This window comes from Planococcus maritimus (assembly GCF_001592825.1).
In the GTDB taxonomy this organism is placed as follows: Bacteria; Bacillota; Bacilli; order Bacillales_A; family Planococcaceae; genus Planococcus; species Planococcus maritimus_C.
The window spans coordinates 80,657-103,767 of the sequence record NZ_LTZG01000032.1 but is presented as its reverse complement, the minus strand read 5'-3'; the positions used below and the strand labels follow the sequence as shown (position 1 = coordinate 103,767).

The 23,111-nt window shown below is 49.0% G+C and carries 24 protein-coding genes; 20 read left to right on the top strand and 4 right to left on the bottom strand.

Annotated features, from left to right (window positions below; translation table 11 throughout):
- Positions 1 to 3: 3 nt before the first annotated feature.
- The 8 genes from AY633_RS12795 (at position 4) to AY633_RS12760 (ending at position 7,425) form a co-directional block, all read left to right on the top strand.
- Positions 4 to 978, top strand: a complete 975-nt coding sequence (locus AY633_RS12795) for a quinone oxidoreductase family protein (protein ID WP_068488688.1) — start codon at positions 4 to 6, stop codon at positions 976 to 978.
- Entirely contained in the window at positions 975 to 1,949 is a 975-nt protein-coding gene (locus AY633_RS12790; RefSeq protein WP_068488687.1) for an MBL fold metallo-hydrolase, read from the top strand. Before AY633_RS12795 ends, AY633_RS12790 begins: the two co-directional genes overlap by 4 nt.
- A gap of 15 nt (positions 1,950 to 1,964) precedes the next feature.
- A complete protein-coding gene (locus tag AY633_RS12785; protein ID WP_068488686.1) occupies positions 1,965 to 2,879 on the top strand; it encodes a ketopantoate reductase family protein in 915 nt (304 codons plus the stop codon).
- A gap of 86 nt (positions 2,880 to 2,965) precedes the next feature.
- A complete protein-coding gene (locus tag AY633_RS12780; protein WP_068488685.1) occupies positions 2,966 to 4,708 on the top strand; it encodes a carbon starvation CstA family protein in 1,743 nt (580 codons plus the stop codon).
- Positions 4,709 to 4,827: 119 nt separating this feature from the next.
- A complete protein-coding gene (locus AY633_RS12775; protein ID WP_068460090.1) occupies positions 4,828 to 5,091 on the top strand; it encodes a cory-CC-star protein in 264 nt (87 codons plus the stop codon).
- A 24-nt stretch (positions 5,092 to 5,115) separates the two neighbouring features.
- A complete protein-coding gene (locus AY633_RS12770; RefSeq protein WP_068488684.1) occupies positions 5,116 to 6,057 on the top strand; it encodes an ArsA family ATPase in 942 nt (313 codons plus the stop codon).
- The gene (locus AY633_RS12765; RefSeq protein WP_068488683.1) at positions 6,054 to 7,037 is read left to right on the top strand and encodes a zinc-binding dehydrogenase; all 984 of its coding nucleotides are present in this window, start codon (positions 6,054 to 6,056) and stop codon (positions 7,035 to 7,037) included. The genes AY633_RS12770 and AY633_RS12765 overlap by 4 nt, the downstream gene beginning before the upstream one ends.
- Positions 7,038 to 7,104: 67 nt before the next feature.
- The gene (locus AY633_RS12760; RefSeq protein WP_068488682.1) at positions 7,105 to 7,425 is read left to right on the top strand and encodes a DUF4870 domain-containing protein; all 321 of its coding nucleotides are present in this window, start codon (positions 7,105 to 7,107) and stop codon (positions 7,423 to 7,425) included.
- A gap of 1,049 nt (positions 7,426 to 8,474) precedes the next feature.
- On the opposite strand, the gene AY633_RS12750 is transcribed toward AY633_RS12760, so the two are convergent.
- Both AY633_RS12750 and AY633_RS12745 read right to left on the bottom strand, forming a co-directional pair.
- Complete coding sequence (locus AY633_RS12750; protein WP_068488680.1) at positions 8,475 to 8,915, bottom strand: YtoQ family protein; 441 nt, start codon at positions 8,913 to 8,915, stop codon at positions 8,475 to 8,477.
- Between the two features lie 66 nt (positions 8,916 to 8,981).
- Complete coding sequence (locus AY633_RS12745; protein WP_068488679.1) at positions 8,982 to 9,203, bottom strand: transcriptional regulator; 222 nt, start codon at positions 9,201 to 9,203, stop codon at positions 8,982 to 8,984.
- Between the two features lie 128 nt (positions 9,204 to 9,331).
- On the opposite strand from AY633_RS12745, the gene AY633_RS12740 reads away from it, so the two are divergent.
- The 4 genes from AY633_RS12740 to AY633_RS12725 all read left to right on the top strand — a co-directional run bounded on the left by AY633_RS12740 (position 9,332) and on the right by AY633_RS12725 (position 14,871).
- Entirely contained in the window at positions 9,332 to 10,495 is a 1,164-nt protein-coding gene (locus tag AY633_RS12740) for an exonuclease SbcCD subunit D (RefSeq protein WP_068488678.1), read from the top strand.
- Positions 10,492 to 13,581 carry an AAA family ATPase gene (locus AY633_RS12735; protein WP_068488677.1) on the top strand — a complete coding sequence of 1,030 codons (3,090 nt, stop codon included), beginning with the start codon at positions 10,492 to 10,494 and terminating at the stop codon, positions 13,579 to 13,581. Before AY633_RS12740 ends, AY633_RS12735 begins: the two co-directional genes overlap by 4 nt.
- A 73-nt stretch (positions 13,582 to 13,654) precedes the next feature.
- Complete coding sequence (locus AY633_RS12730) at positions 13,655 to 13,867, top strand: hypothetical protein (RefSeq protein ID WP_068488676.1); 213 nt, start codon at positions 13,655 to 13,657, stop codon at positions 13,865 to 13,867.
- Positions 13,868 to 14,037: 170 nt separating this feature from the next.
- Positions 14,038 to 14,871, top strand: coding sequence for an STAS domain-containing protein (locus AY633_RS12725; protein ID WP_068488675.1), 834 nt, complete (start codon positions 14,038 to 14,040; stop codon positions 14,869 to 14,871).
- A gap of 310 nt (positions 14,872 to 15,181) precedes the next feature.
- Here the strand turns inward: AY633_RS12725 and trhA are convergent, their stop codons facing one another.
- Complete coding sequence (trhA, locus tag AY633_RS12720; RefSeq protein ID WP_068488674.1) at positions 15,182 to 15,829, bottom strand: PAQR family membrane homeostasis protein TrhA; 648 nt, start codon at positions 15,827 to 15,829, stop codon at positions 15,182 to 15,184.
- Positions 15,830 to 15,958: 129 nt separating this feature from the next.
- Between trhA and AY633_RS12715 the strand changes: the two genes are divergently transcribed.
- The 8 genes from AY633_RS12715 (at position 15,959) to AY633_RS12680 (ending at position 21,684) form a co-directional block, all read left to right on the top strand.
- Positions 15,959 to 16,540: a DUF1836 domain-containing protein gene (locus AY633_RS12715; protein WP_068488673.1), complete on the top strand. Its 582-nt coding sequence runs from the start codon at positions 15,959 to 15,961 to the stop codon at positions 16,538 to 16,540.
- A complete protein-coding gene (locus AY633_RS12710; RefSeq protein WP_068488672.1) occupies positions 16,521 to 16,970 on the top strand; it encodes a YaiI/YqxD family protein in 450 nt (149 codons plus the stop codon). Before AY633_RS12715 ends, AY633_RS12710 begins: the two co-directional genes overlap by 20 nt.
- 103 nt (positions 16,971 to 17,073) lie before the next feature.
- On the top strand, positions 17,074 to 17,772 hold the full coding sequence (locus AY633_RS12705; RefSeq protein WP_068488671.1) for a type 1 glutamine amidotransferase domain-containing protein: 699 nt from the start codon (positions 17,074 to 17,076) through the stop codon (positions 17,770 to 17,772).
- Positions 17,773 to 17,894: 122 nt separating this feature from the next.
- Positions 17,895 to 18,176, top strand: a complete 282-nt coding sequence (locus AY633_RS12700) for a hypothetical protein (protein ID WP_068488670.1) — start codon at positions 17,895 to 17,897, stop codon at positions 18,174 to 18,176.
- Positions 18,177 to 18,271: 95 nt separating this feature from the next.
- A complete protein-coding gene (locus AY633_RS12695; RefSeq protein WP_068488669.1) occupies positions 18,272 to 19,351 on the top strand; it encodes an AI-2E family transporter in 1,080 nt (359 codons plus the stop codon).
- A gap of 131 nt (positions 19,352 to 19,482) precedes the next feature.
- On the top strand, positions 19,483 to 20,259 hold the full coding sequence (locus AY633_RS12690; protein ID WP_068488668.1) for a transporter substrate-binding domain-containing protein: 777 nt from the start codon (positions 19,483 to 19,485) through the stop codon (positions 20,257 to 20,259).
- A gap of 55 nt (positions 20,260 to 20,314) precedes the next feature.
- Positions 20,315 to 20,959: an amino acid ABC transporter permease gene (locus AY633_RS12685; RefSeq protein WP_068488667.1), complete on the top strand. Its 645-nt coding sequence runs from the start codon at positions 20,315 to 20,317 to the stop codon at positions 20,957 to 20,959.
- Positions 20,956 to 21,684 (top strand): amino acid ABC transporter ATP-binding protein, encoded by a 729-nt coding sequence (locus AY633_RS12680; RefSeq protein ID WP_068488666.1) that lies wholly within the window; start codon positions 20,956 to 20,958, stop codon positions 21,682 to 21,684. Before AY633_RS12685 ends, AY633_RS12680 begins: the two co-directional genes overlap by 4 nt.
- Positions 21,685 to 22,627: 943 nt before the next feature.
- On the opposite strand, the gene AY633_RS12675 is transcribed toward AY633_RS12680, so the two are convergent.
- A complete protein-coding gene (locus AY633_RS12675) occupies positions 22,628 to 23,068 on the bottom strand; it encodes a peptidylprolyl isomerase (protein WP_058381931.1) in 441 nt (146 codons plus the stop codon).
- Between the last annotated feature and the right edge of the window lie 43 nt (positions 23,069 to 23,111).

The following is a 23,111-nucleotide window of genomic DNA, read 5'->3' as shown; positions in this document are numbered from 1 at the left end:
GATATGAAAGTAGTGAAATTTGAAGAGTACGGCGGACCGGAAGTGCTTCAGTATACAGAATCAGAGCAACCAAAACCAAAAGCCCATGAAGTGTTGATCGAAGTGAAGGCAGTAGGCGTCAATTATGCGGATACGGCAAGGCGTGAAGGGAAATATGTCGTCCCGACCGAATTGCCTTATATCCCGGGTTCTGAAGCAGCGGGGATAGTCGTGGAAACAGGATCTGAGGTCACGCGTTTCAAAGCAGGCGACCGCGTCGTTGCCTTGATCGAATCAGCTGCATATGCCGAATATGCCGCCATTCCTGAACAGGTGCTGACGCCGGTGCCAGAAGGTGTCAGCTTTGAAGAAGCCGTCGCCTTGCCGCTGCAAGGATTGAGCGCTTACCATATTTTAAAAACAATGGGGCGTTTGGAGCCGGGAGAAACAGTGTTGATCCACGCTGCTGCAGGAGGCGTCGGCACAATTGCCGTGCAGCTCGCAAAACTATTCGGGGCCGGCAAAATCATTGCGACAGCGAGCACGGAAGAAAAATTATTCCATGCCGAGAAAATGGGCGCGACTCATTTGGTGAATTACAGTGAAGAAGGCTGGATACAGCGCGTTAAAGAAATCACCGAAGGCAAGGGCGTTGATGTCGCACTTGAGATGGTTGGCGGCAGTGTCTTCAATGAAACCCTGAAAACCTTGGCGCCATTCGGACGCTTGGTTATTTTTGGCGCGGCAAGTGGGGAGCAAGCCGTTTTCGCTCCCGGCCAATTGATGAAGCGAAATCAGTCGGTTATCGGTTTTTTCCTGCCCCAGATTATGCGCAATCAGGAACTATTCCAAAAAAGCTTCCAGGAACTGCTCGAATACATGAACAATGGCCAATTAAAATTGACGATCGGCGGGGCTTATCCGCTCGAACAAGCGGCGGATGTGCATAAATTGCTGCAAAGCCGCAAAACAATCGGCAAGCTGGTGCTGAAGCCATGAATGAAGTCGAACAAACCGAATCCCAAGCGGTGCTGGACAAACTCGGATTGATCGTCGTAAGACATCCCTTGCCGTTCAGGTTAAATCACGTCAATTGCTTTATGGCAAAAGGCGAGGAAACTTGGACGATCATCGATGCTGGATTGAACAATGAAGTGTCGAGAGCGTTATGGGACAAGGTGATCGGCGATAAACCAGTAGGACAGATGTTTTTGACGCATTATCATCCCGATCATTTCGGCTATGCGGGCGGCTTGCAGCAAAAGACCGGTGCGCAGTTATCGATGAGCAAGATTGATGCCGATGCTGGAATGAGGTCTTGGAAGGAAGCGTTTTTGGAAACGTTGCCAGGCTATTACAAGGCAGCGGGGATCCCGCAGGAAGCAGCACAGGAAATGGTCGACAATACACGGGCTTTTCAACCGCTTGTTACCCCGTTTCCCAAAGTAGGCCATTATTTCGAAGAAGGGGAAAAAGTCCATATCGGGCGCCTGGAATATGAAGTATTGTTTGTGCCAGGACATTCGGATGGCATGGTGTCTTTTTATCAACGCGAGCACAATGTGCTATTGTCAGCGGATCATATCTTGTCGCGCATTTCGCCGAATATTTCCTATTGGTTCCACGGAGATCCCAATCCGCTTCAAACCTATATGAATTCATTAGAGAAAATCCGCAAGCTCGATGTGGACTGGGTGATCCCATCGCATGGCGAGCCGTTTCAAGGCGCCAACAAACGCATCGATGAATTGCTGGCCCATCATGAAGAGCGCCTGGATGCGACTTGGCAAATGCTGGAGCGGCCATTGACCATCTTTGAAGTGCGCGAGCGCCTATTCGACCGGGCGCTGACGGTTCACGAAATGCGCTTTGCGGTTGGGGAAACCTTGGCCCATCTTGAATATTTACGGGCAGATGGCAGATGCGAACGAACGATGGCAGCGGATCGCTGGGTCTATCAACAAACTTAAAAAGGACGTGTCACAATGAGAATGTTAATGGTAGGAGCAGGCGGCATCGGGGGTTATTTCGGTGCGCGTTTACTGGAAAAAGGAGAAGACGTCACGTTTTTAGTCAGGGAGGGACGCAAGCAAAAAATCGAAGCAGAAGGCTTGCGCGTCAATAGCCGACACGGAGATCTCCACCTCCAGCCGGCTCTATTAACGAAAACGATGCAAGCCGAGCCGTTCGACCTTGTTCTTCTATCGACCAAAGCGTACCAGCTTGAACAAGCGATCGAAGACATCCGGCCATTTGTCGGGGAGCAGACGATGATTTTGCCGCTGTTGAATGGCATCGCGCATATTGAACAACTCGTCTCTGCATTCGGGGAAGAAGCGGTGCTCGGCGGCTTATGCTTTATCGAAACGACCATCGGGGAAGACGGGTCGATTGTCCAGACGAGCCCGATTCACCAATTGGTCTACGGGGAACGGGGCGGCAAGCGGACACAGCGCATCGAGCAGCTCAAAACGCATTTTGATGGCACGCAAGCGGAATTTGTATTGAGCGACAATATCGACCAGGATATGTGGCATAAATACATGTTCATCACGGCAATGTCTGGCATCACTTCGCTGATGGAATCGCCAATCGGCCCAATCCGTAAGCTTTCATCAGGGCAATCGGCGATCCGGTCGCTACTCGACGAACTCGAAGCGGTGATGACTGCGATCGATGCGCCCATCAAAACAGGCATCTCTTCCATTCAGTTCGACAAAATGAACAGCATGGACGATAGCATGAAATCGTCGATGCAGCGAGATATGGAAAAAGGCCAAGGCATCGAAGCGGATCATCTGCAAGGGCATCTCATCGACAAAGCACAGCAAGTCGAAATCCCAGTACCTGTGCTGGAGACGGTGTATACGAAACTGAAATTGTATGAGGCGAATAGATAAAAAAAGAATATTTACATTATTAGGTCAATAACCTATTGTTAAACAAGATATACGGGATTTTCAAAAACCAAAGGGAGTTGGGGAATGTGAATGCAATTGCTTTAGCTGCTATCGGGTTATTTATATTCGTTCTCGGATACCGCTTTTATTCCAAGTACATAGCAGAAAAGATTTTCAAGCTGGACCCGAATTATGTCACGCCGGCTCACCGTTACAAAGATGGTGTCGACTTTGTCCCGACCAATAAGTTCGTCCTATGGGGGCATCATTTTACATCCGTTGCAGGAGCTGCGCCGATTCTAGGCCCGGCCATCGCTGTTTATTGGGGCTGGCTTCCGGCCGTCCTGTGGGTCGTTTTCGGTACGGTTTTTGCAGCAGGTGTTCATGATTTCGGGACATTGGCACTGTCAGTCCGCAACAAAGGACAGTCTGTTGGAACGCTTGCTCACCGTTTAATCGGCCAGCGCGGAAAGATTTTGTTCTTATTCATCATCTTGATCCTCGTGCTTATGGTCAATGCGGTATTCGCCTGGGTCATTGCGAATTTGTTCATCTCGTACCCGGCAAGCGTCATCCCGGTATTCATCCAGATCCCACTCGCTGTTTGGATCGGCTATGCGGCTTACAAACGCAATATGAAAATGTTGATCCCTTCTTTGATAGCGCTTGCAATCATGTATGGGACCGCAATCGTTTCCAGCCAAGTGGACTTTTTGCAAATCGACCTTGTCCGCTATATGGGCGGGGAAGAAGGCGCTGGGCTGTTCGGTCTTGGGGCGATTTCCAGCGCATTTTTCATCTGGATTGTCGTATTGATGATTTATGTCTATATCGCTTCGACTTTGCCGGTATGGAAACTTCTCCAGCCACGTGATTTCATCAACTCCCACCAATTGATTGTCGGCTTGGCGATTTTGTATCTAGGCTTATTGTTCACCCAGCCTGACATTACAGCGCCAGTGACGAACCCGGGGGCTGACGTTTCCTGGTTCCCGCTGCTCTTCATCACCATAGCGTGTGGCGCGATTTCCGGTTTTCACGGCCTTGTTTCATCAGGGACTTCATCGAAGCAGCTGGATAAAGAAACCGACGCCCGCTTTGTCGGATACTTGGGAGCGGTCGGTGAAGGCGTGCTCGCATTGATCTCGATCATCGCCGTCATCACGCTGTTCCCAGACCGTGCGGCATTCAGTGCTTCTTACAGCAGCTTTGCCGACGCAAGCGGCGCCGGTCTCGGAAACTTTATCGAAGGGGCGACAGCTCTTGCTTCCGGATTGATGATTCCGGGATCGGTCGCTTCGACCATCGTGTCGATCATCGTCGTTTCTTTCGCTGCTACGACACTTGATACATCGGTGCGCCTCATGCGTTACATCATTTCGGAACTCGGTGTCGAATACAACGTGCCACAGCTCGAGAAAAAGCATGTTGCGACTTCGATTGCGGTGCTTTCAAGCATGGCGCTCGTTATTTTGCCGGAAGGGCCGAACGGGTTCGGTTCAGGCGGTTACTTGCTATGGCCGCTGTTCGGAACATCCAACCAGTTGCTAGCCGGCATCAGCTTGCTGTTGATTTCGATCTGGCTGCGCAAGCTCGGAAGAAATTACATGATTACCATTATTCCAATGGTGTTCTTGATGTTCATGACATTATGGGCGATGTTCCAGCAAGTGTTCTTGCAATGGGCTTGGTACAACGAAGGATCGAATACCTTGCTGTTCGTCTTCGGCGCCATTATTTTCGTCTTTACCTTGTGGATCATCTTGACCGCTGCACAGGCGCTCATGAGCAAATCAAATCCTGGATTTCCGGATGAAGATTTGAAATAATGAATTAACAGAAAGTTTTATGAAATTTACTGCTAATGCAACGTTTATTGCTCATAGTAGGAAATGCCAAGGGATCATCTCGATGATCCCTTGTACTTTTTTCAGGAAGAGGTGTCACTATGCCGATCGGCGACAAACTGAAAAAACTAATCGACTGGTACGAGGCTGTCTTAGAACATCCGCACCGAACGGAAATTGCCCGTGAGCTTCGCAGTGAAGACGATCTCTTCTTGTTAATGTTGTACTCGGAAATGCTTGGCATCCCGAATCCCGCCTATTATTACACGCTCGAGCTTTATCCGTATATGATTGAAGAATTTCACGATTGGCATTTACGCATGGGCATGGAAAAATCGCCGCTGTCTGGAATTCGCTGCTGTTAATTTTCAAGGAAACGAGGGAACCTCATGGACGTCTTATCGAAAAGCATCATTTTCGTCGGGGGCAAAGGCGGCGTTGGCAAATCGACATCGGCTGCCGCCATTGCGTGGCAATCCGCCCAAGCGGGATACAAGACGCTTCTTGTCTCCACAGATCCGGCGCACAATGTCGGGGACATCTTCAACGAACAAATCGGCGGCCGTACAAAAGAAATCGCCGACAATCTATACGCATTGGAAATCGACCCTGAAATCGAGACGGACAAGTACATCAAAGGCGTCAAAAACAACATCCGCGGTACGGTCCACACCAGTATGATGGAAGAAGTGAACCGCCAGCTCGACACGGCAAAAGCTTCTCCTGGTGCAGATGAGGCGGCACTGTTTGACAAATTGATCCACATCATCCTCGAGGAGCGCCAGCATTTCGATAAGTTGGTGTTCGACACGGCACCCACCGGCCATACGATTCGATTATTGTCGCTGCCGGAATTGATGGGGGTGTGGATCGAGGGCTTGCTTGATAAACGCCGCAAGACCAATGAAAACTACACGGCGTTATTAAATGACGGCGAACCGAGAGAAGACCCAATTTATGAGGTCTTGCGTGAACGCCAGGAGCGCTTTTCAAAAGCGCGTGAGATTTTACTTGATGCTAAGCAAACCGGTTTTGTGTTCGTCTTGAATCCGGAGCGGTTGCCGATTTTAGAGACGAAAAAAGCCTTGGAGCTATTGGATAAATACCATCTTCATGTAAAAACCTTGATCATCAACAAAGTGCTTCCGGAACAAGTGGAAGGGGCGTTTTTCCAGGAGCGCAAAAAGCACGAAACGAAGTATATGGACATGATCAAAGAAACATTCCCGAAACAGCAGCTATTGTACATCCCGCTGTTTTCGCAGGACATCATCAGCAAGCGGCAGCTTGAACAATTCAGCCAACATTTTCAGGAGGGTGACTCAATTTGAAAGCATTTGTGATGGAAGCAGGACACTATAAACTAAAAGATATGCCGGAACCAACGGCGCGGCAAGGAGAAGTCGTCGTAAAAATTCGTGACGCCGGCATCAACCGCCGCGACCTTGGTTTGTTGAAACGGTACGGAGACAACCCGGAAGCATTGATCATCGGGTCCGACGGGGCAGGCGTGGTCGAGTCGATTGGCGAAAGCGTGAGGGGTTTTGAAGTAGGAGATGAAGTCATCATCAATCCAGGACTGCGCTGGGAACACAATAGCGATGCACCGCCGGAAGGGTTCGATATTCTGGGCATGCCGGACCACGGGACCTTCGCGGAAAAAATCGCGATTTCCGCCGAACAGCTGGAGAAAAAACCAAAGCACTTGTCATGGCCGGAAGCAGGAGGGCTTGCCTTGCCCGCTTTGACCGGCTACCGCGCATTGTTCACGAAAGGCCAATTAAAAAAAGGCGATACCTTATTCATTCCCGGTGCAGGAAGCGGAGTGGCGACTTTCTTGATCCAATTTGCGAAAAATATCGGCGCTACGGTCATCGTCACTTCGAGAAGTGAAGACAAACTCGCGCATGCAAAAGAAATCGGGGCCGACATCGCCATCCCGACCGACAGCGATTGGGTGAAAGAACTAGAAGGACAAACAGTAGACCTCGTGATCGATAGCGTCGGCGGGGCCACGTTCAACCGCTCACTCGAGGTATTGAAAAAAGGCGGGTGCATCGTTATTTTCGGCGCCACGACAGCCGACACGGTCGATTTTAATCTGCGTAGCTTTTTCTACGGTCAATATCAATTATTCGGCTCAACGATGGGCAGCCGCGAGGAATTGCGCGACATGGTCCAGCATATCGAACAATACGATACCCATCCTGTTGTCGACCGCGTGTTCTCACTGGACGAAGCACACGAGGCGTTCGACTATTTGGCGCAAGGCAAGCAATTCGGCAAAGTGATTTTGCGGGTTTCCGAGTAAAATAATGAAACCTTCCACAAGTTCAGGCGTATACTAGAGTAAGAAAGTAATTTGGGAGGTCATGTAAATGGAGAAAATCGGGTTAAAAGTACTCGTCCACGCCAGTGCGTTTTTTGCCCCGTTTCTTGTCCCTGTCCTTGTCTTTTTCGTCGCTATGTTGGTCACAGACGATCAAGAGCTGAAGAAATTGTCGATCCAAGCCTTGCTGTTCCAATTGGTCATGGGCGCCTTGATATTCGCCTCGACCTTGCTAACAGCAGTATTGATCGGTTTCCCGCTCTTGCTATTGTTCGGCGCTATCGGGATCATCGTGCCGATCATGGCGATCATCAAAGCTTTGCAAAACGAGCCATACGATTACCCAATCGTCGGTTCATGGTACCAATAATGGAATAAGCCAGCATCACAAAACCCGCCGAGAATTTTTCTCGGCGGGTTTTTGTATGGAATCATATATGAAGATTGATGTATACAGAGGTGGGTAGAAAAGCTTCTGCTTTTCGACTGCGCTTCAGGGGCACGCTTTCCGGAGGGCTCGCATTGAGCCGCTTCGTCGCTACGCTCCTGCAGGGTCTCAATTGTCTCGCTAATCCTCCCGGAGTCGGCCCCTTTCACTCCGTCTCTAGTTTTAAAGTAGGGAAGAGTTTCTTCAGTTTACTCGAAATGAAGTTTGGAAATGCATCATGTTTTGTAACTCAAATCACTTTTACTAAGGAGAGGCTAATTGGTTCCGCTTTTAACTTAAACACCAGTGTGCCCGATATTACATTTTAGGAAGCGATCCCCCACAAGCCGGCAACTGGGTACAGAAGCTGAGCGATTTAAACAGTCCACATACAACGAAATCTCAAAGCCGCCGAGCGCCAAGGGTGAGCCGACGCCGTAAGACAGGCATTCTTCCTGGCTTACGGCAAGAGGCCAACCCAAAGCGCGGCGGCGACTAACACACCGAAGCTCAACCGAAATGCCAAAACTCTTACGTAAGCAAACCCTCGCTATCTTATTTCAACCATCACCCGGGAAGCGATTTCCCCACTAGCCGGCAACTGGGTACAGAAGCTGAGCGATTTAAACAGTCCACATATAACGAAATCTCAAAGTCGCCGAGCGCCAAGGGTGAGCCGACGCCTTAAGACAAGTGTTCTTCTTGGCTTAAGGCAAGAGGCCAACCCAAAGCCCGGCGGCGACTAACACGCCGAAGCTCAACCAAAATGCCAAAACTCTTCCGCAAGCAAACCCTCGCTATCTCATTTCACTATCACCCGGGAAGCGATTCCCCACTAGCCGGCAACTGGGTACAGAAGTGAACTCACCTAAACACATCCGACGCTATCAAGTCCAACTAAACGAGACTGCCAAGCGATTTAGGTTTTCCATCATTCCAATATTCAAATTCACCAACAAAAAAATGCAACGGCTCGGCCGCTGCACTTTTCGCTATTCGAAAATATAAGACAAAGCCTTGATCGCCTGGTCGCAAGTTTCAACCGTGGCGTTGGCTTTTTGGGACAGCTCTTTTAATGGATGGTGTAATTTCTCAGGGCGGATGACGATGAGCGGCTTATGGCTTGCCAAAGCAGCACTTGCATCCATCGCGGTGTTCCATTGCTTGTATTGCTCGCCGAAGAGGGCGATGACGAGGTCTGATTTTTCCATCAACACGCTTGTGCGCAAATTATTGAAGCTGGACGCGGCGGCGTCTTTGAAAATGGCGCTTGGCTGTTCGCCGAGGATTTCTTCGCCAATATTGTCGGAGCGGTCGTGGTCTTCCATCGGCCCGACGAAATCGACTGGCAAATTCAGCGCCAAGGATTTCTTTTTGATTTCTTCACGCCATGAACTGTGGATTTCCCCTGCAAGGTAAACGGTTAATCTCATGAGTCTCATCCTCCATTTTCCATTTCCTTTTAGTGTAGCACAAAGAAAGGAAAGCCGGAAAAAGGTTCAGACAATTTGGCGTTCTTTCGTACGGACAGGCATGCACGAAAGCACATGGCTGATTTTAAAATGGCGTTTTTCGCGGCGCAAAAAACAATAAGCTTGGAATGAATCGCCGCTGACTTTCAGGATCTTGACGCGCCGCTTGCTGATGGTGCCATCGTTTGCGATGTACATCATGTCGATCAATTGCTGGTATTTGAATGCCTTTAATAGCTGTGCTTTCATGATAACCCTCCTCGGATAAGAACGTTTGTTCTCATTATATACCGAACGAGTGAGTGAAACAAGTGAAATGAATCGTGTATAATGGAACGAACGTATATTCTTTTATATAGAAGAAAGGGGATTTTTTCATGAAATTCATCCACACCGCTGACTGGCATCTCGGGAAACTGGTGCAGGGCGTACATATGACAGAAGACCAGCGATTTGTGCTGGCACAATTGATCGAAGCCATCGAACAAGAGCGCCCCGATGCGCTTGTGATCGCCGGTGATTTATACGACCGTGCCGTGCCGCCGACAGAAGCGGTCCGTTTGCTTGATGACACGCTGGCAACTATTGTTTTGGACATGGGAGTGCCGGTCATCGCTGTTGCAGGAAACCATGACAGCCCCAGCCGCTTGGATTTTGGAAGCCGTGCATTGAAGAGCAACGGCCTCCATATCGCAGGGCCCATCCGCCGCGAATTCGAGCCGGTCGTTCTGAACGATAGCGCGGGAGAAGTCCATTTCCACCTGGTTCCATACACCGATCCATCCAGAGTGCGCCATGTGTTGGAAGATCCAGACATCAAGACGCATGACGATGCGATGAAAGCGATCACGGGGCGCATCTCCGAAGGGCTAGATCCATTGGCGCGCCATGTTTTCGTCGGCCATGCATTCGTGACGCCGCGCGGGGAACAGGAAGACAATACAAGTGATTCCGAACGGCCGCTTGCCATCGGCGGTGCTGAACACGTCAGCGCGCAGCATTTCAAGCCGTTTCATTACACGGCGCTTGGCCATTTGCACAAAGCGCATTATGTATTGAACGAGACGATCCGCTATTCGGGGTCGCCGATGAAATATTCGATATCGGAAGAGCATCATCAAAAAGGATTCCTTATCGTCGAATTAGCGGCAGACGGTTCCGCCAGTGTGGAAAAGCGCTTGTTCGATGCCAAGCGCGATATGCGTTCTGTCGAAGGGACCATCTCAGAAATCACAGCGCATGAAAGAAGCGAAGATTATGTTTTCGTTACTTTGCTCGACGAAACGCCTGTTTTATACCCGATGGAAAAAGTGCGGTCGGTGTATCCGAATGCGATGCACGTACAGCGCAAAACCTTTGCAAAAGAAGCGAGTGAGTCGACCATTGGCAAGCGCCGGAAAATGGACCCGATGCAATTATTCAATGCTTTCTATGAAGAAGTAAAAGGGGATGCGCCTTCTGAGGAGACTGCAGAACTATTCGGCGAAGTGTTGCAGGAGTTTTTGCACGCCGACTCTGAGCGGGAAGAGGTGAAATCATGAGACCGGTCAAATTAAAACTGACAGCATTCGGCCCGTACCGTGATAGCGAAGAAATCAATTTCGAAGATTTAGCAGGCAACCGCCTCTTCGTCATTTCCGGCAGCACGGGTTCTGGCAAGACCAGCATTTTTGATGGCATTTGCTTTGCGCTTTACGGCTCGGCAAGCGGGACCGATAGAAGCGAACCGAAAAACCTGCGCAGCGATTTCGCCAAGGATTCAGTCCATACTTCAGCTGAGTTGACCTTTGAAGTTCACGGCACCACTTACCGTATCTTGCGCCAAATGAGCCACGTGAAACAAGGCAATAAAAGTGCGACCGGTGAGCGCTATGAATTTTTCGAGATTACCCCCACAGGCGAAAAGCCGTGTGTCGAGCGGCAAATCGTCTCGGAGCTCAATCGCCGCATTGAAGAGATTCTGGGACTGACTTTTTCACAGTTCAACCAAATCGTCATGCTGCCGCAAGGGGAGTTCCGTAAGCTCTTGACGTCTGAAACGGACAATAAAGAAGCAATCTTACGGAAAATTTTCCGCACCGAGCCATACCGCTTGGTTGCCGAGCGTCTTAAGCAGAAAAAGGACGAAGCGCAGGAACGCTTTAAAGCGCAGCAAATGCGTTACAAAGAGCAAGTGCAGGCCATTGCGGGTTCTTTGCCCCAACGTGATTCAGCGCTGTTCGAGGTGTTCGCGCAAGCTGACTTCCAGCGTAGCCAATTGCTCACAGGGCTGGAAGGGGAAATCAGCCATTACCGGTCAGAGAGCGCAAACTTGCAAGAGCGCTACCGGCAATCCTACGATTTTCACAATCGAAAAATGGCCGAGTTCCATGAAGCAAAAGGCTGGAACGAGCGCTTCGATGAATTGGAATTAAAACAGCGCCATTTGCAGGAGTTGGACCAACAAGCTCCTGCGGTCAAAGAATGGGAATTGAAAATCACAGCAGCTGACCAGGCGGGCATGATCACTGGCTTGGAAGAGCAGGTAATGGAACTTGCGGCCAATGAGCACCAAAAACGCGAAGAACTGCTTCGTGCTGAAACAGTTGAACAGCGAGCGCAGGAAAAAAAGCGGCAGGCACAACAAGTAAAAGATACAGAAGAGAGCCGCCAAGAAGAACGGCAAGCTGCGCAGCAAGCACTGATCCGATTGCAAGATATGGAGTCTGGTGTAGCGGAACTCGAACAGCAACGCTTAACGGTCCAACAATTTGAGCGGGCAGCGATTCAGGCAAAGACCGTTCTACAGCAAACAGATGAACAAGCAGCAACGCTTGAAGCACAAGTATCGAAAACAAGGTCACTGATTCAGCAATTGGAAGAAAAACTTGAGCATGCCGATAGCAAACGTGACCAAAAAGATCGCTTGGCGGAGCAGCAACGCGTCGTGTCAGAGTATCTTCGCTTGGAGCAAAAACTCGAAAGTTTGTCACAACAAGCGCTTGTAGACAAAGCCAAGTTTGAACAAGCGCAACAAGCTTACCAATCGATGGAGCATGATTGGTTCGCCAATCAGGCGGCCCTACTGGCATCGACTCTGCATGACGGGCAAGCGTGCCCGGTTTGTGGAAGCTTTGACCATCCGGCGAAACAGCAAGATGGTTCTGCCGCCGTCAACCAGGAAGCGATGGAGCAGGCCAAACAAGAATTGTCGCAACAAGAGCAGAAATTCCGTAAAACGGAAGCGGAAGAGGCCGCAGCTTTAGAACAGGCGGCGACAAAACGTGAAGAACTGGGGGCACTGTCAATCGCTGCAGAACAAGCGGGGGCGCAACTAGAGGCGATACAGGCGCAGCAACAATTGCTCAATGAAGAGCTTGCCCGCCTGCAGTCTGATAAAGAACAGCTGCGCCAGCAGAAAATGCACAGCCAGGAACTAGAAGAGAAGCTTTCGACATTAAAGAAACAGCAGATAGAAGTGCAGCAGAGCGCACAAGAGAAACGTTCGGCTTACGAATCGAGCGATGCGGTATTTCGCAGCAAGCTTGAGGCGATTCCAGAATCGCTCCGTGAACCCGGCTCTCTTCAAGTGGAAATCGCCAAAGCACAGCAAACAAAAGACCGCTTAGAAACTGCTTGGCAACAAGCGCAGGAAGCCTTGCAAATAGCCGAGCGGCAAGTATCAGAAGCGGTCGTGTCACTTCGCCATAGCAAGCAATCCGTACAAGAAGTACAGGAAAAGAGTAAGCATGCCGAAAGCCGTTTCGAGGAAGCGTTGGCGAAATCCGCCTTTGTCTCAAAATTCGCTTATGAGCAAGCCAAGCTTGACGCCGCTCGCTACGAGGAATTGAAAAAGAAAATTGAGCAGTACAAACAAGACCGCCACACGACCGAACGTCAAATGGCAGAGCTTGAAAATCTACTCAATGGCCGTGAACGCATCGACGTATCGAATGCGGAACAGGCACTTGATGAGTTGAAGGCTGATTACGAACGGGCGCTTTCCGAATTCAATACGTCCAAAGAATACAGCAAAAAAGCGCAAGCGTTCTTTGAGGAAGTGTCCGAAGCGTCCGCAAAAGAAGCGGCAGCAGAGGCGGAATTCGTCCGCATCGTCGACCTTTACGATACGATTCGTGGACAGAACGATTTGAAGCTGTCTTTTGAGCGTTATTTACAGATTGAGTATTTGGAACAAATCCTAGAAGCGGCCAATGAACGGCTCAAGCATTTATCAAACGGGCAATTCCATTTGACGAGAAGCGACCGGCAGGAAGCGCGCGGGAAACAAAGCGGGCTCGGCCTTGATGTGTATGATGCCTATACCGGCCAGGCGCGCGACGTCAAAACGATGTCCGGAGGCGAGAAGTTCAACGCCTCCCTATGTCTCGCGCTCGGAATGGCCGATGTCATCCAGAGCTTTGAAGGCAATGTGTCGATCGAGACGATGTTTATCGACGAAGGCTTCGGTTCACTGGATGAAGAGTCGCTGAATAAAGCCATTGAGACCTTGGTGGACTTGCAAAAGTCGGGTCGGATGATCGGCGTCATTTCCCACGTGCAAGAATTGAAAGCAGCGATACCGGCAATTTTGGAAGTGGAAAAGACGAAAGAAGGCATTAGCCGGACCCGTTTCCAATTGAAATGACCAGCAGCGTTTACAATATAAGCGGAACGTGAATCATAAGAGCAAAGCTTGTTTTGGAAAAGGGGGTTTGACCATGAAGAACTTCAGTTTCAATGCCAGATTGATTTATTTCGGAGCGATTACATTGTTCAGCCTTGGGTTCTTTTTCCTTCAGCTGTCATCCGTCATGGACGGCGGCACCGGCCTCGGCTCAATCATCCTTCTTATTTTATGGGGAGTGATGGCCGCATTTGGCATTGGCGGCATTATCGCGAGCTTCGCTATCAGAAAACGCAGCAATCAATAACATAGAAGCCGCAGAATGGGTATGGATTCTGCGGCTTCTATTATTTGGGGATGTCTATTTCTTTCTTTTTCTGGTGCATATTTGTGCATCTGGAGAAGGTAAATTTGCTTTTCGATTGTTGCATCTTATAAGATGAGAAGGACAAGCTAGAAAAAGGAGCGGCATATCTTATGGGAGAAATTAGCAGAGAACTACATGATTTCATTCTGAAAAATAAAACCTCCATGGTGGAAGAGTGGCTAGCTACTCGCGGCAATCATGCGAATACCGTTTACTCCGCCAGTGCATCTGAAGAAACGATCGAGAAGCTGAAAAAAGAATCACTCGGCTTTATTGAAGCGGTAACGGCGATTTTTATCCACGATAAAGAAGAATCCCTTGCTTATGTAGAAGATTGGTCCTCAACCATCGCAAAAGAACGTGCCCAGCAATCCGTACCTCTGTACGAAGTGATGGAGCACCTTGGCCAATTGCGCAAAATCTATTGGAATTATGTCCGTAAGTTTTTCGAGAAAGTCGAAAAAGCGGGCAGCCGGGATGCCCTGCGCTGGAGTGAGATGTTGAATGATGTGTTCGACTTCATTGTTGAAAGTTTCGCGCGCCATCATCATGAGGCCCATCAGCGCTTGTTGGCGAGCCAGCAGGAAGTCATCGATGAGTTGAGCAGCCCGGTCATTCCGATCCGCAACGGGGTTGGGATTTTGCCACTGGTCGGCGGCATCGATACTTATCGTGCCAAAGTGATTTTGGAGACGGCGTTAGAAGAAAGCGCTAAGCAAAAACTGACGATCTTATACATCGACTTGTCTGCAGTTCCGATCGTCGACACGATGGTAGCCCATCAATTGTTCCAGCTGATGGACTCACTGAGAATCATCGGCGTGGAATCTGTGTTATCGGGAATTCGCCCTGAAATTGCACAGACCGCGGTCACGCTCGGTATCGATTTCAAAAATATTAAGGTCTATGCTAACCTCATGCAGGCGCTCGACGCGCTTGAATAAAAAAAGAGCCGTTCTCCACGGAGAACGGCTCTTTTTCAGAGTGTTGAAGAAGGCTGTAATCCTCTATTAATGAAAAAAGTGTAACACTATTCAACAATGAAAAATCAATGAACTCACTAAGTATTTGGAGAAGCGGTCGCTCGACTCCGGTGGATCAGCGAGACGACCGAGACCCCGCAAGGCGCAAAGCGACTGAGGAGGCTTGGGCGCGAGCCCACGGAAAGCGAGCGATAAGCTTCGGAAAATACGGATATTTAACTTTCTCGGCAAACTGAAGAGCCGTTCTCATTAGAGAGCGGCTCTTTTTGCATTACAACACATATAAGTAAACAGCTAGGAAATGGCAAGTGCTTCCGAGCAAGATGAAAATATGGAAAATTTCGTGGAAGCCTAGATAACGGGAAGAAAGGAAATCAGGCTTGAGCCAATAGATGACGCCGCCGATTGTGTACAAAAGACCTCCGGCAATGAGCAACCACAATCCAGCAGCGGACATGCTTGCGGCTAGCGGAGCCGCTGCAAAGACGATGATCCATCCCATGAGAATATAGATGGCGGTCGACAGCCAGCGAGGCGAATGGAACCAGATCATCTTGAAGAGGATGCCGCTAATACCGAGCAAGGCCACAATAGCGAAAATTGACCAGCCAAGTGTACCTTCAAGCGCAATCAAGCAAAACGGTGCGTAGGAACCGGCAATCAGTAAGAAAATCATGGAATGATCCAATTTGCGGAAAAAGGCGATAACCTCAGGGCGTGCTTTGACGGAATGGTAGACTGTCGAAGCAGTATACAGCAGAATCAAGCTGATGCCGAATATGACCACCGCTGTCACATGTGCCGCAGGTGCCTGTGAATAGGCGGCTTTGATGGCCATCGCGAGCAAAGCGGAAAACGACAAAAGAGCTCCGACCAAATGGGATAAAGCGTTGAAAGGTTCTCGGATAAATGCGGTCATGTATACATACCTCCTGATACGTAGTTATTGAAACTACATATAATCATATACAGATTAATTTTCCCGGTCAAGTTTGTCGGCTTTTCCATCATAGGGTAAAATGAAGTAACAGAAGTTGAGGTGAAGCGAATGGAAAGCATCGATCGGCTCATTAGCCAATTGGCTCTCGACAGCCAAATCCGTCCAAGCGATATTCCGAAAATCGATCTATACGTGGATCAAGTCATTCAATTATTCGAAACGGCCTTCCACGAGACGAAAAGATATCCGGACGACAAAATATTGACGAAAACGATGATCAATAATTATGCCAAAGGCAAGCTGTTTTATCCGGTGCAGCAAAAAAAATACACACCCGACCACATCATGCTCATCAGCTTGATTTATCAGATGAAAAGCACATTGTCCATTAACGACGTGAAAAAAGTGCTGGAAAAAGTGAATGAACAAGCACAAGCGCGGGAACTGGATCTATCCGCATTTTACGAAACGTACCTTGGGCTTCAGCAGGGCAATCACGCTGTCTTTAAAGAAGAACTGGAGCGGCAGGCAGAAGCCGTCGCGAACACCCAAAGCGATGAAGGCGGCGAGCTGTCAAAAGTGCTGTTCATCGCATCGCTTGTCCACAAGAGCAATCTGTACCGGAGAGCGGCCGAAAAATTATCTGATGAACTGGTGAGGGAGGAAGCCGATGGCAAAAATTCTTATTGATGCAGATGGCTGTCCGGTAGTCGATCTGACGATTGCACTGGCCAAGCGTTTCGAGTGGTCGGTACTACTGATATGCGACACGTCTCATGAAATGCATCGTGACGGGGCGGAGACGCTGACGGTATCGAAGGGAGCGGACGCAGTCGATTTTGTTTTGGTGAACCGTGTAAAACCTGACGATATTGTCGTCACGCAGGATTATGGGCTTGCTGCGATGGTGCTTGCAAAACGCGGAGTGCCGATCGATCAGAATGGGCGCATCTATGATGAAAATAATATTGAGCAATTGCTTCACGGGCGCCATGTTGCTAAGAAAATCCGTCAAAGTGGCAGGCGTGTGAAAGGTCCGAAAAAGCGCCAGCAGGCGGATAGCGATCAATTTCGCGCCAGTTTGATCGGCCTCTTGCAAACCGGGAAAGATCCGCTATGATGCGGGTCTTTTTTTATATTCTGCACATCGAGCCCATTGCCGCGAGTAATTTTTAGATGATAGGGAATATAAAAGGATATGACTGGATGGGGAGGAATACGCCATGAATAAAATAGCCATTATCGTGACAAATCACCAGGCACTGGGAAATCGCGGCAAAAAAACCGGCTTGTGGCTGCGGGAACTGACAGATTTCTACCACGAAGTGAAAGACGAATTTGAAGTGGACATCATCAGCCCGAAAGCCGAAAAAGTACCGATCGCCCCGAGAAGCCTGCCAGCGGCTGTGATCAATAGCCGGACGCGGCATTATTATTTAGACAAAAAGATTCAGCGCCAACTGGATCAACCGCTGACGCCGGATCAGGTAAAAGCGGCCGACTATGCCGCCATTTACTTTACCGGCGGACACGGGACGATGTGGGATTTCCCGGACAATAAGGAATTGCAGCGGATGACGGCGAATATTTACGAAAAAGGCGGCGTAGTGGGAGCCGTTTGCCACGGACCCAGCGGCTTATTGAACGTTCGCCTGTCCGATGGCAGCCCGTTATTAGCCGGACATTTGGCTACCGGCTTTTCGGATTTGGAAGAAAAGCTCCTTGGCCTCTATAAGGACATTCCGTTTTCTTTGCAGCATGAAATGAAAGAGCGGGGGGCACATGTTCAAATCGCTCAGCTTCCGCTCGAGTCTTGCGTCATTGAATCAGGGCGTTTGATTACTGGACAAAATCCGGCTTCTGCAGCTGGTGTCGGTGAGAAGATGCGGGAACAGCTAAACGATATAGAGCGTTATGCGTAACTCGCCGCTAAAAACAGTATAAGAAAATTTAGGGCGAAAAAATTTCAGGCTGCTTAATAGTCGAAATTCGGGGTATACAGAGGAAGAGCAATAGAAAGACGCATTATTTTGGAGGGATTCTGATGAAAAAATCAACGATGAATACAGTAGTAGGCAGTGCGCTTGCAGCGGCTGCAGGAATTTTCGTCTATAAAGCTTATCAAGAAAAAAATACAGTCCAGGTACAAGAAGACATCGATATGCACAACAGCAAGGAAATCGATGAACGCGAAAGTGTCTACGCGATCGAAGATTCAAGTGAACAAGGACTCTCGCAATTGGATTCAGCTTACCGTGAAGAGTGGCAAGCGAACGGATTTCCGCAAACCCAGAAAGAATTACGCGAACTCGAAGAAGACAAATAAATTACTGAACGAGCGAAGGCAGAAAGTCATCTGCTTTCGCTTTTTCTTCGTGTATGATTTGAGTGTGGAACTAAATTTGAAAGGAGTGTCAGTACATGTGGATCCGAAAGCCATTTTTTGAATACACCGCCGGCATCTTATTGCTTGCCCTTACTTTATACGTACTTAGCAAATTGGATTATATTTGGGAACCGATCCGCATCGTCATTGCGACGCTATTTGCGCCGATTGTTATTGCCGGGATTTTATACTACCTGCTTCGCCCCTTAGTGCGGGTGCTTGCCCGCCACATGCCGAAAATCGCAGGGATCGGAATTGTTTTTGCAGCTATTGCGCTGGCCTTAGGAAGCCTTATCTATTTTTTCGGGCCGACCTTGATTGAACAAGGCAAAAGCTTGATGGATTTAGCTCCTGAAAAAGTGGAGGAGGTCAGTTCGGAATCAACCAATTTGCTGGAAGGATTTGAGTTTGGCGGCATTTCCGGGCAGGAGATCAGCGACCGGATTTACGGCTATGTCCAAAACCTTTCGAGTAATTTGTTTGAGAATGTCATGGGTATTCTCAGTATGTTGGTGAGCGCAGCCATCGTCTTGGTCGTGGTGCCATTTATTTTGTTTTTCCTATTGAAAGATGATGAAAAATTCATCCCTTATTCCGTGAAACGGCTTCCGGAGGATCATAAGCCGGAAGGGAGGAAATTGCTGAAAGATTTGGATGAAACTTTATCCACCTTCGTAGTAGGGCAGGCCATCGTTGCGGCGGTAATCGGCGTCTTGATGTACATTGGCTATTTGATCATCGGACTTGAATACGCGTTTACCTTGGCTGTGTTCGCAATGTTTTTGGTAGTCGTCCCGTTTCTCGGGCCAATCATCGGGATTATCCCAGCGATATTAGTGGCGCTGTTGAACGAAGGCTTGTTTATGGCATTTAAAGTCGTGCTTGTGCTGTTAGTAGTCCAGCAGCTCGAAGGCAATCTCGTCACGCCAAATGTTATGGGCAATCGTCTCCACGTACATCCCTTGACGATTATTTTGTTATTGATGGTGGCAGGTTCCTTATACGGATTTATCGGAATCTTGATTGCGATTCCGACCTACGCAGTCTTAAAGACGCTCACGCATAATTTCCGCTTGTTTTACCGGCTCCATAAAAAACGCGCCATCAGCCATTAAGGCTAGTCATTAAGGCGCAAGTACACATCCTCCTTCCTAGTAAATTTCATTCGAAAGGTTCTGAATTTGAGAATAATGTGATATATTAGTCAGTAGAATGACCAATATAGAACAGAGGGGGATGTGTATTAATGAAAAAATGGACTTTATTAGCATTATTATCGGCAGTTCTCATGGTACTTGCCGCGTGCGGCGATTCGGAAGAAGAAGCTGGCGGTGGCGAATCCGGTGAAGGGGAATCCTACCGCGTTGGCATCGATACGACTTATCCACCATTTGAATTTGAAGAGGCGGGAGAATACACAGGAATCGATATTGATTTGATCAATGCGATTGCGGAAAACCAAGGTTTTGAAATTGACTTCAACCCAATGGATTTCGGGGGCATCATTCCAGCGCTGCAAGCCGATCAATTGGATGTAGCAATTGCGGGCATGAGTATTACGGATGAGCGCAAAGAAATTGTGGATTTCTCGGATCCGTATTTCGATGCTGGCCTTTCTCTGGTTGTAGCGGAAGACAATAGCGACATTACTTCACTCGAAGACTTAGAAGGCAAGACGGTTGCTGTCAAGAGTGGAACCACTGGCGCTCAATTCGCGCGTGACAACGAAGCGGAATATGGCTACGAAATTTCCCAGTTCGAAGACAGCCCATCGATGTTCCAGGAAGTATCAAACGGCAATGCCGACGTGCTTCTTGAAGATTACCCTGTTATCGCTTATGCCATCGCAGAAAGCGAACTTGCTTTGAAAACGGTTGGCGAACGCTTGACGGGCGACCAATACGGCATCGCTGTTCTAAAAGGCGAAAATGCGGAACTGCTTGAGAAAATCAATGCAGGTTTGCAGGAGTTGCGCGACAGCGGCGAATATGACGAAATCTTAAACAAATACATCGCAGAATAACATCATGTAGCGCGCATTCGCGCGCTGCATTTTTTTATGCAAGGGGGAACTGAGGGTGCAGACAATCATCAATGCTTTTCCGTATTTAATGGAAGGCCTGCAAGTCACACTATACATTTTCAGCATTGCCATCGTTCTGGGCTTCTTGATCGGCCTAGTTGTCGCTTTGCTGCGCTTGGCACCGTTCAAAATCTTGAACTGGATCGCCAAAATCTTTGTGGATGCAATCCGGGGGACGCCGTTTATCGTCCAGTTGTTCTTCATTTACTTCGGTTTGAACTCACTTGGGTTCTTTTCGCTCGACAATACGACAGCGGGGATCGTGACCGTCGCGATCAATGCCGGTGCGTACTTCTCGGAAATTATCCGGGCGGGGATTCAGTCGATCGACAAAGGGCAAACCGAAGCGGCCCGTTCGCTTGGGCTAGGCTCGACGCAAACGATGCGCTACATCATTTTGCCTCAGGCGTTCCGCCGCATGCTCCCGACCATTACCAACCAGGCGATCATTTCCTTGAAGGATACTTCGCTTTTATCGGTTATCGGGGTAGCGGATCTGACGCAGGAAGGGCGCATCCAGGCAAGTGCCACATTCGATGCGTTTAACGTGTATTTGATCCTCGGCATCATTTACTTTATCGTCATTTACTTGCTCTCGATGCTCGCGAGCTTTGTGGAAAGGAAGTTTGTATTGCGATGAGTATGATCAGAGTCGAAAACCTCAAAAAATCATTCGGAGATTTGGAAGTAATCAAAGACATAAGTACCGTGGTCGAAGAGAAAGAGGTCATTTGCGTCATCGGCCCTTCCGGATCCGGCAAAAGTACGTTTCTTCGTTGCTTAAACCGTTTGGAAGACATTAGTGGAGGCCATGTTTATATTGAAGGGACAGACATCACCAATCCGAAAGTGGACATTAACAAAGTGCGCCAAGACGTGGGTATGGTGTTCCAGCAATTTAACTTGTTCCCGCATAAAACGGTTCTTCAGAACGTGACGCTAGCACCGATCAAATTGAAAAAAGGCGATCAGAAAGCAGCCGAGAAGAAAGCTTATGAGTTGCTGGAGAAAGTCGGATTGGGCGAAAAAGCGAAAGCTTATCCAGGCGAATTATCCGGTGGCCAGAAACAGCGTGTGGCGATTGCGCGCGCGCTCGCGATGGATCCGAAAATCATGTTGTTCGATGAGCCGACTTCGGCGCTCGACCCGGAAATGGTCGGGGATGTGCTGGATGTCATGAAGCAATTGGCGAGAGAAGGTATGACCATGGTTGTGGTAACCCACGAAATGGGCTTTGCGGCAGAGATGGGCGATCGCGTGCTGTTCATCGATGGCGGCTATATTGTGGAAGAGAATGTGCCGAAGGAATTGTTCGGGAATCCGCAGCACGAGCGGACGAAAGCGTTCTTGAGTAAAGTGTTGTGATGATAGATGGGAGAGCGTGCCTTTTGGGCGCGCTTTTTTAATTTGTTCGAAAGTTGGAATTAGATAGCGAGGGTTTTCGGGCGGAATTATTCCTGAGGGTTGGATCGAGCTTCCTTTTGGCAGTCGCCACCGTGCTTTGGGATGGCCTCTAGCCATAAGCCAGGAAGAGCATCTGTCTTATGGCATCGGCTCACCCTTGACGCTTGGTGGCTTGGAGATCCCGTTGATTAGGGTGTGTTTAGACGGAACTGCTTCTGTACCCAGTTGCCGGCTAGTGGGGGAATCACTTCCCGGGTGATAGTTGTAATAAGATAGTGAGGGTTTGTGTGTGGAATCGTTCCAGCGTTTTCTTTGAGTTTGATCTGAATAGTCGCCGCCGTGCTTTGGGATGGCCTTTTGCCATAAGCCAAGAAGAGCACTTGTCTTATGGCGTCGGCTCACCCTTGGCGCTTGGCGGCTTGGAGATTTCGTTGGATATTAACTGTTTTAATTGGTCTGCTTCTATAGATAGTTGCTGGCTAGTGGGGGAATCGCTTCTCAGGATGCGGCCTCTGACTAATAAATGTTTGAACCGAATATCTTGTTGGAAGAGGAAGACTGAAAATCGTGTTTTCTTTGTTCCGAATGAGACGAGCTACAAAATATGACGCATCCTAACACTTTCTATCAAGTGGATAGAGGAAGTGCGCTTCCCTTCTAAAACTAGAGACGAAGTGGAAGGGGGGCTGACGCCTGTGGGACCGCGCGGGCTGGCGAGACAAACGTGGCGCGCTCTTTGCGGCACGTTGGCTCAACACCCGCCCCACGGCAAGCAGCCCCCCTGAAACGAAGTCGAAAAGCGGAAGATTTTCTAATCTTTAATCTTTAATCTTTAATTATCGAACCCCTTAAATTCCAGCAAAACAAAAAAACGTGCCGCAGGGGCACGTTTTTTTACGAGGGATTATTCAGCGTCAAAGACGTGGACTTTCTCCATTTTGTCGCCGTTTTTCATAGCTTTTGCAGTTTCAAGGCCTTTTGTTACTTGACCGAAAACTGTGTGGACGCCATCAAGATGCGGCTGTGAATCGTGAACGATAAAGAACTGGCTTGATCCAGTGTCTTTGCCGGCGTGAGCCATAGAAAGGCTGCCTGGTTGGTGTTTATGCGGGTTGCCTTCTGTTTCGCATTTGATGGTCTTGCCGCTGCCGCCCATGCCAGTTCCGGTCGGGTCTCCGCCTTGGGAAACGAAACCCGGAATAACGCGGTGGAAAACAACGCCGTTATAGAATCCAGAGTTTGCAAGCTCCTCGAAGTTTGCAACTGTGTTCGGTGCTTCATTCGGGAAAAGGTCGAATTCGATTACTTCGCCGTTTTCCATGTGCATGTGGCCTTTTTTCGCCATATCTAACATCTCCTTTTCATTTGGTTCATTCCTTAGTATATCG

What these genes read in the sequence shown, in the direction of transcription:
- AY633_RS12680 (WP_068488666.1), top strand. Translation starts at nt 20,956, where the DNA reads ATGAGTATGATCAGAGTCGAAAACCTCAAAAAATCATTCGGAGATTTG.
- AY633_RS12740 (WP_068488678.1), top strand. Translation starts at nt 9,332, where the DNA reads ATGAAATTCATCCACACCGCTGACTGGCATCTCGGGAAACTGGTGCAG.
- AY633_RS12710 (WP_068488672.1), top strand. Translation starts at nt 16,521, where the DNA reads ATGGCAAAAATTCTTATTGATGCAGATGGCTGTCCGGTAGTCGATCTG.
- AY633_RS12790 (WP_068488687.1), top strand. Translation starts at nt 975, where the DNA reads ATGAATGAAGTCGAACAAACCGAATCCCAAGCGGTGCTGGACAAACTC.
- AY633_RS12715 (WP_068488673.1), top strand. Translation starts at nt 15,959, where the DNA reads ATGGAAAGCATCGATCGGCTCATTAGCCAATTGGCTCTCGACAGCCAA.
- trhA (WP_068488674.1), bottom strand. Translation starts at nt 15,829, where the DNA reads ATGACCGCATTTATCCGAGAACCTTTCAACGCTTTATCCCATTTGGTC.
- AY633_RS12735 (WP_068488677.1), top strand. Translation starts at nt 10,492, where the DNA reads ATGAGACCGGTCAAATTAAAACTGACAGCATTCGGCCCGTACCGTGAT.
- AY633_RS12675 (WP_058381931.1), bottom strand. Translation starts at nt 23,068, where the DNA reads ATGGCGAAAAAAGGCCACATGCACATGGAAAACGGCGAAGTAATCGAA.
- AY633_RS12785 (WP_068488686.1), top strand. Translation starts at nt 1,965, where the DNA reads ATGAGAATGTTAATGGTAGGAGCAGGCGGCATCGGGGGTTATTTCGGT.
- AY633_RS12795 (WP_068488688.1), top strand. Translation starts at nt 4, where the DNA reads ATGAAAGTAGTGAAATTTGAAGAGTACGGCGGACCGGAAGTGCTTCAG.
- AY633_RS12725 (WP_068488675.1), top strand. Translation starts at nt 14,038, where the DNA reads ATGGGAGAAATTAGCAGAGAACTACATGATTTCATTCTGAAAAATAAA.
- AY633_RS12695 (WP_068488669.1), top strand. Translation starts at nt 18,272, where the DNA reads ATGTGGATCCGAAAGCCATTTTTTGAATACACCGCCGGCATCTTATTG.
- AY633_RS12690 (WP_068488668.1), top strand. Translation starts at nt 19,483, where the DNA reads ATGAAAAAATGGACTTTATTAGCATTATTATCGGCAGTTCTCATGGTA.
- AY633_RS12760 (WP_068488682.1), top strand. Translation starts at nt 7,105, where the DNA reads ATGGAGAAAATCGGGTTAAAAGTACTCGTCCACGCCAGTGCGTTTTTT.
- AY633_RS12750 (WP_068488680.1), bottom strand. Translation starts at nt 8,915, where the DNA reads ATGAGATTAACCGTTTACCTTGCAGGGGAAATCCACAGTTCATGGCGT.
- AY633_RS12770 (WP_068488684.1), top strand. Translation starts at nt 5,116, where the DNA reads ATGGACGTCTTATCGAAAAGCATCATTTTCGTCGGGGGCAAAGGCGGC.
- AY633_RS12745 (WP_068488679.1), bottom strand. Translation starts at nt 9,203, where the DNA reads ATGAAAGCACAGCTATTAAAGGCATTCAAATACCAGCAATTGATCGAC.
- AY633_RS12705 (WP_068488671.1), top strand. Translation starts at nt 17,074, where the DNA reads ATGAATAAAATAGCCATTATCGTGACAAATCACCAGGCACTGGGAAAT.
- AY633_RS12700 (WP_068488670.1), top strand. Translation starts at nt 17,895, where the DNA reads ATGAAAAAATCAACGATGAATACAGTAGTAGGCAGTGCGCTTGCAGCG.
- AY633_RS12775 (WP_068460090.1), top strand. Translation starts at nt 4,828, where the DNA reads ATGCCGATCGGCGACAAACTGAAAAAACTAATCGACTGGTACGAGGCT.
- AY633_RS12730 (WP_068488676.1), top strand. Translation starts at nt 13,655, where the DNA reads ATGAAGAACTTCAGTTTCAATGCCAGATTGATTTATTTCGGAGCGATT.